The sequence below is a fragment of the Salinispora goodfellowii genome, from assembly GCF_059570675.1.
In genome coordinates this window covers 300,438-313,232 of record NZ_JCANTD010000003.1, presented here as the reverse complement: position 1 = coordinate 313,232, position 12,795 = coordinate 300,438, and the positions used below count along the sequence as shown (strand labels likewise).

The window sequence follows — 12,795 nt, the reverse complement described above, 5'->3', positions numbered from 1 at the left end:
AGATTCGGGCCAGATCAGGGTAGGTCAGGATCATTCTATCTGTAGTAGTAAAAGGTTATTTTTGCCCGGATTTGTCGTTTCCAGATCCGTCCCGCCGGGGGCTTTGCCGGCGGATTCCACATGTGGCACCATCGTGACACCGGCAACAATCTCGGATCCCCTCCCGGCAGGAGTTAATCGATGTCTGGACTGGCACGTCGGGGGCGAAGTGCCCTCACCTTCGCGGTAGTGGCCCCATTCGGTAGCCGCCTGGCCCTGAACTCGGGTGCGCAGCGCGCTGACTGGATTTGGGTCTAGCCGTGGAGGCTGGTACCACGGTAAGCAGGTAGCGTCCGCGCCGTCGACCAGGGGGCGGAATGTCAGGCGGTCCACCGCCGGTGCATAGGCTCACCGAGCAGGTCTGGCTGATTACCGCCCCGCTGGCGATGGTCGCGGTATTTGGGAGCATCTTCCTGGCGCTCGCGGCCGAGTCTCCCCCCGGTGACCTGGCTATCGCCGCTGTCCTGCTCGTCGTGATGATCGCGGCTGGTGCCGGGGTCCTACAGATCGTCGTGCGCCGGGAGGCGCTCGAGGTGGTCGTCACCGAGATCCCACTCGTGCTGGCGTTCTACTACCTGCCGCCCTTCACGGTCGTGGCGCTCATCGTGCTGTCCACCCTTGTCGGGCTGCTCTGGCGTCGGCTCGGCGCGGTGAAGGTCTGGTTCAACGTGGCCTGCAAGGGCGCGGCGGCCGCGCTGGGCGGCGTGGTCCTGGTCGGGCTTTCGGGTGTGGACGGAATCGGTCCCCGGACCTGGGCGGTCCTGTTCGCCGCGGTCACCGTGAACTCGGTCGCCTCCCTGATCGCGGTCAGTGGTGTCGTGAGTCTGCTCCACGGCTGGCAGGCGGGCTGGGAGTTTTTCCGTGGGTCCCGGGTGCAGTTGGTGGTCAACTCCATCAACGTGGCGATCGGCCTGATCCTGTTGCTGGCGCTGGAGTCGACCTGGTGGTCAGTGCTGCTGATTGCCGTGCTGGCCGTTGCGATGGTGGTGGTCTACCGCTCCTATGCGCAGTTCCTCCGGCAGCACCGCACGTTGAGCAGCATGTACGAGCTGACTCGGGCGATGACCGAGGGCGGTCGGGAGGGTGCCGTCGCCGACCAGCTATTGGGTCGGATCCGGGCCCTGATGCAGGCCGAGTACGCGACCCTGTGGCTGCCCGCGCAGGGGCGGTACCCCGAGGTGCTGCTCAGCGCCCGGATGGGCGACCGGGGACTACTCGATGTCGCGCCCACCCCAGCCGACCTGCGGGAACAGGTCCGGGAATCCGGTGTTACCCGCGCCGTCGGGCGGGCCCTCCCGGACTCGGCTGACGCTTGGGGGGACCTGGCCGGCCACGGGGTGAAGGACGTGATCGTCGTCCCGTTACGGTCGGGTCCGGCGGTGATCGGCACACTGGAGGTCGTCAACCAGCTCAGCGTAGGAGGTCGCTTCACGCCGGATGATGTCCCTGTCTTCGAGACCGTCGCCGCGCACACCGCGGTCGCGCTCGAGAATTCCCGGCTGGTTGACCGGCTGCGGCACGACGCCTACCACGACACGCTCACCAAGCTGCCCAACCGGCGGCGGGTCACCGAGGCGCTGGACGAGGCGGTGAAGATCCGGGCGCCGGGTGAGGTGGTGGCGCTGCTGCTCTTCTCGGTTGATCGACTCCGGGAGGTCAACGAGTCTCTCGGGCGGGCCGCCGGGGACACGGTGTTGGTCCAGGTCGCCGCGCGGCTTCGGTCCTGCGCGCCGTCCTCGGCATTGGTGGGACGGGTCGGCGGTGACGCGTTTCTGGTGACCCTCCGGCTGGCGGGGGCGACCGCGGCCCTGGAGTTGGCGGCGCGGATGCGGGAGCAGATCCGGGCCGTGGTGATTCTTGACGGGCTGACCCTCGACGTGGATACGGCGGTGGGTGTCGCCGTGCACCCGGAACATGGCAAGGGGCCTGCCGCGCTGCTGCAAGGGGCCGACCTGGCCGTACGGGCGGCCAAGTCCGCGCCGGGGAACGTCCAGCTGTTCCACCCGGCGTTGGAGTCCCGGTCGCTGCGGCGGCTCGGTCTCGCCGGTGACCTGCGGCGGGCCCTGGCCAACGGGGAGCTGGAGGTGTATTTCCAGCCCAAGGTCACCCTGCCCGACCGGCGGTTGGTGGGCGTCGAGTGCCTTGCCCGCTGGGAGGACCGGGCCCACGGGGCAGTCTCGCCGGAGGACTTCGTGGCGGTTGCGGAGTACACCGGTCAACTGGGGCGGCTCACCGAGTTTGTGCTCCGGGAGGGGCTACGCCGTAGCCGTGACTGGGCGCCCGGGGGTCACCCGCTCTCCGTCGCGGTCAACCTCTCCCCGCGTACGCTGTCCGACCAGCATTTCCCGGAGCGGGTGCGGGAACTGCTCGAGGAGTACGGGGTGCCGCCGGAGCGGCTCACGTTGGAGATCCGGGAGTCCGGGGTGCTGGACGGCACCGACCGCCCCATTCCAACCCTGCGGCGCCTACGTGATCTGGGCGTCCGCCTGTCGGTGGATGACTTCGGTACGGGTAACTCGTCGCTTGCCCACCTGCGTCGGCTCCCCGTGCACGAGGTGAAGGTCGATCACCGGTTCGTGCAGGGGATGGCGACCGACCCCGGGGACCTGGCCATCGTCAACGCCGTGGTCACGCTCTCCCAGCAGTTCGGGCTCGGCGTGGTGGCCGAGGGGGTGGAGAGCGAGTTGACCCTGGAGCTTCTCCAGGACATCGGGTGTGAGTACGGGCAGGGGTTCCTGTTCAGTCGGCCGTTGCCCTATGAGCGGCTGGAGGCGTGGTTCGGCGCCCAACTGGAGTCGGGGACGGTGGCCGCGGGGGAGCCGCCGCGACTGCGGGTCGTGCCGTGAGCTGGGCCTGCGGGCCGTCGGGGGATCCGATTTCAGCTCCGCGATCCCGCCGTGTAGGCTTATCTCTGCGCGGCCACCGAGTGGTTGCGCAGGCCCCCTTAGCTCAGTCGGCAGAGCGTCTCCATGGTAAGGAGAAGGTCTACGGTTCGATTCCGTAAGGGGGCTCAGAGGGTCCGGCTGGACCCACCCGGCGGTGTAGCTCAGGTGGCAGAGCAAGCGGCTCATAATCGCTGTGTCGCCGGTTCAAGTCCGGCCACCGCTACTTTCGTCCATCGGGCCTCACCCGGCGGATGATGGGACGGGCGCCTTCGGCGCCCGCTTTGCATGTCCACGTGCTCTGCGCGTAGGCTGATGCGCCCGTAGTTGTCACCCATTTACGAGGAAGGCACTCCGCCGTGGCGAAGGCGACCGATGTCCGGCCGAAGATCACTTTGGCGTGTGTGGAGTGCAAGGAGCGCAACTACATCACGCGCAAGAACCGGCGTAACGACCCGGACCGTATCGAGCTGAAGAAGTTCTGCCCGCGTGACGGCCGGCACACGATCCACCGCGAGACCCGCTGATCCTGGCGGTCCACCGCTGAGTTGTCCACGGTCGCCGATCCGCCGACCCGCGTGGCTTTGCCGCCGCCGGTCGGGTGGATCGGCGGCCGTGTTCTGCGTGTAGGTTCACGGCATGTCCCTGGACCCCTCCTTCGTCGGCCGGACCTACCCGCCGACCGCCCCCTACCAGGTGGGCCGAGAGAAGATTCGTGAGTTCGCGACCGCGATCGGCGCCACCGAACCGGCCCACCACGACCCGACTGCCGCTCGTGCACTCGGCCATCCGGACGTGGTCGCCCCGCCGACCTTCCCGGTCGTGGTCACCATGGCCGCCACCCGTCAGATCGTGGAAGATCCGGACCTCGGTGTCGACTACAGCCGGGTGGTCCACGGCGATCAGCGCTTCGCCTACACCCGCCCGGTGGTGGCGGGGGACGAGTTGGTCTGCGTCAACACCATCGAGGACGTCCGCACCCGCGGCGGGCACGGGTTCCTGACCACCCGCACCGAGGTCACCACGCCTGATGGTGAGTCGGTGGTCACCGTTTGGTCGAAGATTGTCGTACGGGGGGAGGGCTGAGATGGAGCTGCCGACCAAGACGTTCCGGGTGACCCGGGCGGACCTGATCCGCTACGCGGGTGCCTCGGGAGACTTCAACCCGATCCACTGGAGCGACCGGATCGCGACCTCCGTCGGGCTGCCCGGCGTGATCGCCCACGGCATGTTCACGATGGCTCTGGTGGGCCGGGCCGTCGCCGAGTGGGCCGGCGCTGCCGACGCGGTGGTCGACTACGGGGTCCGATTCACCCGGCCGGTCGTTGTCCCAGACGATGATCAGGGCACCGAGATCGAGGTGACGGCGGCGGTTCGGGAGGTCACCGATGCGGGCTTGACCAGGATCGACATCACCGCGACCTGCGGCGGGGAGAAGGTGTTGTCGCAGGCGAGGGCGACCATTCGGACGTCCGGCTGACCGATCTTTGACGTGCCAGGGGCGGACCGGTTGGGAAAGTCGTGCCACTACCCGTACACTGATCCGCCGTGGGGCACGTGACCCTGCCCAGCCGTATTGGCGGGTGAGGTGACGTCTGCCGCATAGGGGTGTAGCTCAATTGGCAGAGCAGCGGTCTCCAAAACCGCAGGCTGCAGGTTCAAGTCCTGTCACCCCTGCGCCTCAGGCCTGATCGCTTCGTGGGTCGCGTCGTCGGTTGGCGGCGTCCGGCCCGTGGTGGTGGTATCGGCAGGGCGGCCCCGAGGCACTCGGGCCCCAAGTTCGGACCGCTGGCTACGGCCCGTCGCGGACGGTCGGGCCGGCCGGCGTGACCAGACGCCGCGTATGCTGTGACGGCGTGCGAACCGACATCCCGCGACGGAGGGCGATGTGGCCGACAACAAGCGGCGCGGCGAGGATGCCGACGACGAGCGTCCGGACGGCGAGCTCGACGCTGCCGGCGATGCCGGCGCCGACGATGAGTCAGCCTCCCGGGGCGAGGGCGCGAGCAGCTCACGGGCCGAGTCGGGGGACCGGCCGAAGAGTCGTACCCAGGGTGACAAGGTTGGTCCGATCGGTCGAGTCGTGCGATTCGTCCGCGAGGTCGTGGCTGAGCTGCGTAAGGTCATCTGGCCGACTCGCAAGGAGCTGTTGACCTACGCCTCCGTGGTGATCGTGTTCGTCGCCGTGATGCTGGCGATCGTGGCTGGCCTGGACCTCGCCTTCGCCGAGGGTGTGTTGTGGGTCTTCGGTAACCCCAGCTGACCGGCTGACTGTGCTGATAGTGACGGAAGTGAGCAAGCGTGCCTGAGTACGACGAGACCGCCGAGCCTGTGGACGAGCAGTCCACGGTCGCGACGGCGGCTGGTGACATGTCGGTTGAGGCCGCCAGCGAGCCGGAGCTCTCCGCCAGCGCCAGCGAGCCGGAGCTCTCCGCCAGCGCCAGCGAGCCGGCCGAGGAGGACGAGTTCGACCCGGTCGCCGAGCTGCGGCAGAAGCTGCGCTACGCGCCGGGCGACTGGTATGTGGTGCACTCGTACGCCGGCTACGAGAACAAGGTCAAGACCAACCTCGAGACCCGGATCACCTCCCTCGACATGGAGGACTACATCTACCAGGTCGAGGTGCCGACCCGGGACGAGGTCGAGGTCAAGAACGGCAAGCGTTCCCAGATCCAGGCCAAGGTCTTCCCCGGCTACATCCTGGTGCGAATGGAGCTCACTGCCGAGTCGTACTCCTGCGTGCGGAACACGCCCGGGGTGACCGGCTTCGTGGGCGCCACCGACCGGGCCGACCGTCCGGCGCCGCTGAGCCTCGACGAGGTGTTGAAGTGGCTGGCGCCAGCGGTCGAGGCTGTGGAAAAGAAGGCGAAGCCCGAGGTCAAGGTCCTCGACTTCGAGGTCGGCGACTCGGTCACCGTCACCGACGGTGCCTTCGCCTCCCTGCCGGCGACGATTAGCGAGATCAACGCCGACCAGCAGAAGCTCAAGGTCTTGGTGTCGATCTTCGGTCGAGAGACGCCGGTGGAGCTGAACTTCAACCAGGTCGCCAAGATCTGACCTTCAGTACGTCGGCGGTGGGTAGCTACCCACCGCCGACGTACTCGTTTCTGGCCCGGGCGGCCGGCAGCCGTACCCCGGAAGGCCGGCAGTCGGCATGCGCTACCCTAGAACGTCGCCGTCTACGCGGCATGCTGACCGTGCATGCCCCGACCGGCGGTGCGAATTTCCGTTCCACGTCCCAGGAAGTGACATGCCTCCGAAGAAGAAGCTCGTCAAGACGTTCACGCTTCAGCTGCCGGCGGGCCAGGCCACCCCGGCGCCGCCGGTTGGCCCCGCGCTGGGTCAGCACGGTGTGAACATCATGGAGTTCTGCAAGTCCTACAACGCGCAGACCGAGTCCCAGCGGGGCGACATCGTCCCCGCCGAGATCAGCGTCTACGAGGACCGCTCGTTCACCTTCGTGCTGAAGACCCCGCCTGCCGCCCGGCTGCTGATCAAGGCCGCTGGTGTGGCGAAGGGCTCGGGTGTCCCGCACCTGGAGAAGGTCGGCCAGGTCAGCCGGGCCCAGCTGCGGGAGATCGCTGAGAAGAAGATGGCTGACCTCAACGCCAAGGACCTCGACCAGGCCGAGAAGATCATCGCCGGCACCGCCCGGTCGATGGGCCTGAACGTCGTCGACTGACCCAAGCCGACCCGCCGATCCCGTTTGTGGGAGGGCTCGTGAGCACCGCGGCCCGCCAGAGACCACAGGAGTAACCACAGATGCAGCACAGCAAGAACTACCGCAAGGCGGCTGCGGCCATCGACCGGTCGAAGCTGTACACCCCCGCCGAGGCCGTCAAGCTGGCCAAGGAGACCACCTCCGCCAAGTTCGACGCCACGGTCGAGGTCGCGATGCGCCTCGGCGTCGACCCGCGTAAGGCGGACCAGATGGTGCGCGGCACGGTCAACCTGCCGCACGGCACTGGTAAGACCGCGCGTGTGATCGTGTTTGCCGCCGGCGCGAAGGCCGAGGAGGCCGTTGCCGCCGGGGCTGACGAGGTGGGCACGGATGAGCTGGTCGCCCGGATCCAGGGCGGCTGGCTCGACTTCGACGCGGCGATCGCCACGCCGGACCAGATGGCCAAGATTGGTCGGATCGCGCGGATCCTGGGCCCGCGCGGTCTCATGCCGAACCCGAAGACCGGCACGGTGACGATGAATGTCGCCAAGGCTGTTGCGGACATCAAGGGCGGTAAGATCGCTTTCCGGGTGGACAAGCACTCCAACCTGCACCTGATCATCGGGAAGGCATCGTTCTCCGAGAGCCAGCTGGTGGAGAACTACGCGGCGGTCCTCGACGAGATCCTGCGGGTTAAGCCGTCCGCGGCCAAGGGTAAGTACCTGCGGAAGGTAACCCTCACCACCACGATGGGCCCGGGTGTTCCGGTCGACCCGAACGTGGTGAAGAACCTGCAGGAGAGCTCCGCCGAGGGCTGAGCACGACTGCGTTCGAACGGGGCCCTGCCAGCTGGTGGGGCCCGTTCGGCTTTCTGACTGATCGGCTGGCGGTCGGCCGGGTGCTGGGCGGTAGGGCTGATGGGGGCGGTGTGGCAGCCCTCGCGGGCATCGCGTATTCTTGTCGCGAAGTTCCACCCAGAGACCGCTGGTCACCGTGCCTCGGCACGGTCGAAGGTTCCGCGACGACGGGCGACCCGCGCAGGGCGGTAAGCGAAAACAGGTTGTCTCCCACGGTCCGCCGACTGTGGTGCCAGCACCAGCCTTTCGCCCCGTGCGCCCTGCGCCGGGGCTTTTCTCGTTGCTGTGTTTCCTCCGGATCCGCCGTCGGCTACCGCCGATGACGGTGACCAGCCTGGAGCAACGAGAGAGGAGGGACATGGCGGACAAGCCGATCCGGGCCGACAAGGCCACGGCCGTCGTCGAGCTGACCGAGAGTTTCCGCAACGCGGGTGCGACCGTGCTGACCGAGTACCGTGGTCTGACGGTCTCCCAGCTCACCCAGCTGCGGCGCTCGCTCGGCACGGAGACCACCTACACCATCGCCAAGAACACGCTGGCCAAGCGTGCCGCGGCGGACGCGGGTATCTCCGGGCTCGACGAGCTGTTCACCGGTCCTACCGCGCTGACTTTTGTTTCGGGCGACGTCGTCGAGGCGGCCAAGGGTCTTCGCGATTTCGCGAAGACCAACCCGAAGCTGGTCATCAAGGGCGGCGTTTTCGAGGGCAAGGCCATCTCTGCGGCCGAGGTCACGAAGCTCGCCGACCTGGAGTCCCGCGAGGTGCTGCTGGCCAAGCTGGCCGGTGCCATGAAGGGCAACCTGAGCAAGGCCGCGTCGCTGTTCCAGGCGCCGATGGCCAAGACGGCCCGCCTGGCGGCTGCCCTGCAGGACAAGCGCGAGAAGGAAGGCGCCGAGGCGGCCTGAGGCTGCCCCGGTGCACACGATTCTTAGCAACACCACTTGAGAAAGGACGCCAGATATGGCGAAGCTCAGCACCGACGAGCTGCTCGACGCGTTCAAGGAGATGACGCTGATCGAGCTCTCTGAGTTCGTGAAGCAGTTCGAGGAGACCTTCGAGGTCACCGCGGCGGCGCCGGTCGCCGTGGCCGCTGGTGTCCCGGCCGACGGTGCTGGTGCGCCGGTCGAGGAGGAGAAGGACGAGTTCGACGTCGTCCTCGAGGCCGACGGCGGCAAGAAGATTCAGGTCATCAAGGTCGTGCGTGAGCTGACCGGCCTGGGCCTCAAGGAGGCCAAGGACCTGGTCGAGTCCGCGCCGAAGGCGATCCTGGAGAAGGCCAACAAGGAGACCGCCGACAAGGCCAAGGCCAAGCTCGAGGGTGAGGGCGCCAAGGTCACCCTCAAGTGACCTTGTGCTAACCCCGGTAGGGTGTCCCGGTGTACGTGTGCCGGGGCGCCCTGCGGCACGACGGGCGGTGATCCGGTCAGCGGATCGCCGCCCGCCCGTTTTGGTGGCGTGGGCTGCCCCAGCCGAGCCGGGTGTTCCGCGCGGTTGGCGGGAGCCTGGCCTGTCGGTGCCGCCCACCTGGCTGCGCCGGGTCCGATGCTGGCGGGGAGCGGTGGGTCGCCGCCGGCGGTAGCCGGCCCTTGACGGGGCCCGGCCGGGCAGGCACGCTGAAACCAGCAAGACTTTCCGCGCTTGCACGGCCACCACTGGGTGTGGGCTCGGAGTCGCCCGGTGGCCGCAATGCGGCCCGGTGGGAGCGTCGCGTTCTGAGCGGCCCGGCATGAGGTTCCGGGGCGCGCTCCGCGATGACCTGCGGGGTTGGCTGGACAGCGGCCAACCTCTCGGCTACACTGCTAGTTTGCGCTGCCTTCCGAATTTACCCCTGCTCGGAAATGTCCGATTGTGGATATTTCTGGTGGGGTTATTGGAGTGCGCGCGTACCAGCCGTTCTGCAGCACCGGTCCTCGGAAGGACGCATCTTGGCAGCTTCCCGCCCTGCGAAGACCAGTCGTACGTCGAGCGCTTTCGCTCCCCGCCGAGTTTCTTTCGGTCGGATTACCGAACACCTCGAGGTCCCCAACCTCCTTGCCATTCAGACCGAGTCTTTTGACTGGTTGGTTGGCAACGAGGCGTGGCAGGGCCGGTCGGCGGACGATCCGCACGCGCGCTCGGGTCTCGCGGAGATTCTCGACGAGATCAGTCCCATTGAGGACTTCTCCGGCACTATGTCACTCTCCTTCTCGGCCCCACGCTTCGACGAGGTCAAAGCCTCGATCGAGGAGTGTAAGGAGAAGGATCTCACCTACTGCGCCCCGCTCTTCGTGACCGCGGAGTTCACCAACAACACCACCGGCGAGATCAAGAGCCAGACGGTGTTCATGGGTGACTTCCCGATGATGACGCCGAAGGGCACCTTCATCATCAACGGTACCGAGCGCGTCGTCGTCAGCCAACTCGTCCGGTCGCCGGGTGTCTACTTCGACAAGCAGCCGGACAAGACCTCCGACCGCGACCTCTCCAGCGTGAAGGTCATCCCGAGTCGGGGTGCCTGGCTCGAGTTCGATATCGACAAGCGTGAAACCGTCGGGGTTCGGATCGACCGTAAGCGTCGGCAAGCTGTCACCGTGCTGCTCAAGGCTATCGGTTGGACGGCGGAGCAGATCCGCGAGCGGTTCGGCTGGTCCGAGCTGATGATGACCACGCTCGAGAAGGACCACATCGGCAGCCAGGACGAGGCGCTGCTGGACATCTACCGCAAGCTGCGTCCGGGCGAGCCGCCGACCCGGGAGAACGCCCAGACCCTGCTCGACAACCTCTTCTTCAACCCGAAGCGGTATGACGTCGCCAAGGTCGGCCGATACAAGTTCAACAAGAAGCTCGAACTGGACCTGTCGATCGACACCGGGGTGCTCACCCAGGACGACATCGTCGCCACCGTCGAGTACCTCTGCCGGCTGCACGCCGGGGAGGAGGGCTACGAGGCCGACGACATCGATCACTTCGGTAACCGTCGGCTGCGTACCGTGGGTGAGTTGATCCAGAACCAGGTCCGGGTCGGCCTGTCCCGGATGGAGCGGGTCGTTCGGGAGCGGATGACCACGCAGGACGTCGAGGCGATCACGCCGCAGACTCTGATCAACATCCGCCCGGTGGTGGCGGCGATCAAGGAGTTCTTCGGCACGTCGCAGCTGTCCCAGTTCATGGATCAGACCAACCCGCTGGCGGGCCTCACCCACCGGCGTCGGCTGAGTGCTCTTGGCCCCGGTGGTCTGTCCCGGGAGCGGGCCGGATTCGAGGTCCGCGACGTACACCCGTCGCACTACGGTCGGATGTGCCCGATCGAGACGCCGGAAGGCCCGAACATCGGGCTGATCGGCGCGCTGTCCACCTTTGCCCGGGTCAATCCGTTCGGCTTCATCGAGACGCCGTACCGGAAGGTCGTTGACGGTCGGGTCACCGACCAGATCGACTATCTGACCGCGGACGAGGAAGACCGCTTCGTCAAGGCGCAGGCCAACGCACCGCTGCGGGCGGATGGCTCGTTCGCCGAGGACCGTGTCCTGGTCCGTCGTAAGGGTGGCGAGACCGAGGACGTGCCCCCCGCGGCCGTGGACTACATGGACGTGTCGCCGCGACAGATGACCTCGGTCGCGACCGCGATGATCCCGTTCCTCGAGCACGACGACGCCAACCGCGCGCTGATGGGCGCGAACATGCAGCGCCAGGCGGTGCCGCTGGTCAAGGCCGAGGCGCCGCTGGTCGGCACCGGTATGGAGTACCGGGCCGCGGTGGACGCCGGGGACGTGGTGGTCGCCGAGTTCGGCGGTGTCGTCGAGGACCTCTGCGCCGACTACATCACCGTGCACCAGGACGACGGCCACCGTCGCACCTACCTGCTGCACAAGTTCCGCCGCTCCAACGCCGGCTCCTGCGTCAACCAGAAGCCGGTCGTGTTCGAGGGGGACCGGGTCGAGGCCGGCCAGGTGATCGCCGACGGTCCGTGTACCGACGACGGCGAGATGGCACTCGGGCGCAACCTGCTCGTGGCGTTCATGACCTGGGAGGGCCACAACTACGAGGACGCGATCATCCTGTCGCAGCGCCTCGTGCAGCAGGACGTGTTGACCTCGATTCACATCGAGGAGCACGAGGTTGACGCCCGGGACACCAAGCTTGGGCCGGAGGAGATCACCCGCGACATCCCGAACGTCAGCGAGGAGATGCTCGCCGACCTCGATGAGCGGGGCATCATCCGGATCGGCGCCGAGGTCGTCCCCGGCGATGTCCTGGTCGGTAAGGTCACGCCCAAGGGTGAGACCGAGTTGACCCCCGAGGAGCGGCTGCTCCGCGCGATCTTCGGCGAGAAGGCGCGTGAGGTCCGGGACACCTCGCTGAAGGTGCCGCACGGCGAGACCGGCACGGTCATCGGGGTGCGCACCTTCTCCCGCGAGGACGGTGACGAGCTGCCGCCGGGCGTCAATGAGCTGGTCCGGGTCTATGTCGCCCAGAAGCGGAAGATTCAGGACGGCGACAAGCTCGCCGGCCGGCACGGCAACAAGGGTGTCATCTCCAAGATCCTGCCGGTGGAGGACATGCCGTTCCTTGAGGACGGGACCCCGGTCGACATCGTGCTGAACCCGCTCGGCGTGCCATCCCGGATGAACATCGGCCAGGTGCTGGAGACGCACCTCGGCTGGGTGGCCAAGACCGGGTGGAAGGTCGAGGGTGACGACGCCGAGTGGAAGCGGCAGCTCCAGGCGATCAGCGCCGACGAGTCCGAGCCGGACAGCAACGTGGCCACCCCGGTCTTCGATGGTGCCCGCGAAGAGGAGATCTCCGGTCTGCTCGCGTCCACCCGGGCCAACCGGGACGGCAAGCAGCTGATCGGTTCGTCCGGTAAGGCCCAGCTCTTGGACGGTCGCTCCGGCGAGCCGCTGCCGGACCCGATCGCGGTCGGCTACATCTACATCCTGAAGCTCAACCACCTGGTCGATGACAAGATCCACGCGCGGTCGACCGGTCCGTACTCGATGATCACGCAGCAGCCGCTGGGTGGTAAGGCGCAGTTCGGCGGCCAGCGCTTCGGTGAGATGGAGTGCTGGGCGATGCAGGCGTACGGTGCCGCGTACGCCCTGCAGGAGCTGCTGACGATCAAGTCCGATGACGTCCTCGGCCGGGTGAAGGTCTACGAGGCGATCGTCAAGGGCGAGAACATCCCGGAGCCGGGCATCCCGGAGTCGTTCAAGGTGCTGCTCAAGGAGCTTCAGTCGCTCTGCCTCAATGTCGAGGTGCTCTCGAGCGACGGTGTGGCCCTGGAGATGCGGGAGACCGACGACGAGGTGTTCCGGGCCGCGGAGGAGCTGGGCATCGACCTGTCCCGGCGCGAGCCGAGCTCGGTCGAAGAGGTGTGA

11 protein-coding genes and 3 tRNA genes are annotated in these 12,795 nt (G+C 67.3%); all 14 read left to right on the top strand.

The features are described 5' to 3' along the window. Positions 1-356: 356 nt before the first annotated feature. Complete coding sequence (locus T398_RS06305) at positions 357-2,885, top strand: putative bifunctional diguanylate cyclase/phosphodiesterase (protein WP_496445411.1); 2,529 nt, start codon at positions 357-359, stop codon at positions 2,883-2,885. Positions 2,886-2,977: 92 nt separating this feature from the next. Continuing rightward, positions 2,978-3,050, top strand: a tRNA-Thr gene (locus tag T398_RS06300). Positions 3,051-3,074: 24 nt separating this feature from the next. Continuing rightward, positions 3,075-3,147, top strand: a tRNA-Met gene (locus tag T398_RS06295). 133 nt (positions 3,148-3,280) lie between these two features. Next, on the top strand, positions 3,281-3,448 hold the full coding sequence (gene rpmG, locus T398_RS06290; protein ID WP_012184342.1) for a 50S ribosomal protein L33: 168 nt from the start codon (positions 3,281-3,283) through the stop codon (positions 3,446-3,448). A 112-nt stretch (positions 3,449-3,560) separates the two neighbouring features. Next, positions 3,561-4,007 carry a MaoC family dehydratase N-terminal domain-containing protein gene (locus T398_RS06285; RefSeq protein WP_018726256.1) on the top strand — a complete coding sequence of 149 codons (447 nt, stop codon included), beginning with the start codon at positions 3,561-3,563 and terminating at the stop codon, positions 4,005-4,007. Position 4,008: 1 nt separating this feature from the next. Further along, positions 4,009-4,401, top strand: a complete 393-nt coding sequence (locus T398_RS06280) for a MaoC family dehydratase (protein WP_018217076.1) — start codon at positions 4,009-4,011, stop codon at positions 4,399-4,401. A 124-nt stretch (positions 4,402-4,525) separates the two neighbouring features. Continuing rightward, positions 4,526-4,598: transfer RNA gene (locus tag T398_RS06275), tRNA-Trp, on the top strand. A gap of 211 nt (positions 4,599-4,809) precedes the next feature. Continuing rightward, complete coding sequence (gene secE / locus T398_RS06270; RefSeq protein WP_496445410.1) at positions 4,810-5,184, top strand: preprotein translocase subunit SecE; 375 nt, start codon at positions 4,810-4,812, stop codon at positions 5,182-5,184. Positions 5,185-5,222: 38 nt separating this feature from the next. After that, positions 5,223-5,978 carry a transcription termination/antitermination protein NusG gene (nusG, locus tag T398_RS06265; RefSeq protein WP_496445409.1) on the top strand — a complete coding sequence of 252 codons (756 nt, stop codon included), beginning with the start codon at positions 5,223-5,225 and terminating at the stop codon, positions 5,976-5,978. Between the two features lie 193 nt (positions 5,979-6,171). After that, a complete protein-coding gene (gene rplK, locus T398_RS06260) occupies positions 6,172-6,603 on the top strand; it encodes a 50S ribosomal protein L11 (RefSeq protein WP_496445408.1) in 432 nt (143 codons plus the stop codon). Between the two features lie 80 nt (positions 6,604-6,683). Next, positions 6,684-7,400 (top strand): 50S ribosomal protein L1, encoded by a 717-nt coding sequence (gene rplA / locus T398_RS06255; RefSeq protein WP_496445407.1) that lies wholly within the window; start codon positions 6,684-6,686, stop codon positions 7,398-7,400. A gap of 397 nt (positions 7,401-7,797) precedes the next feature. Then, positions 7,798-8,343, top strand: a complete 546-nt coding sequence (gene rplJ, locus T398_RS06250) for a 50S ribosomal protein L10 (RefSeq protein WP_018217071.1) — start codon at positions 7,798-7,800, stop codon at positions 8,341-8,343. A 55-nt stretch (positions 8,344-8,398) separates the two neighbouring features. Beyond that, on the top strand, positions 8,399-8,785 hold the full coding sequence (gene rplL / locus T398_RS06245; RefSeq protein WP_496445406.1) for a 50S ribosomal protein L7/L12: 387 nt from the start codon (positions 8,399-8,401) through the stop codon (positions 8,783-8,785). A 578-nt stretch (positions 8,786-9,363) separates the two neighbouring features. Then, on the top strand, positions 9,364-12,795 hold the full coding sequence (gene rpoB, locus T398_RS06240; RefSeq protein ID WP_496445405.1) for a DNA-directed RNA polymerase subunit beta: 3,432 nt from the start codon (positions 9,364-9,366) through the stop codon (positions 12,793-12,795).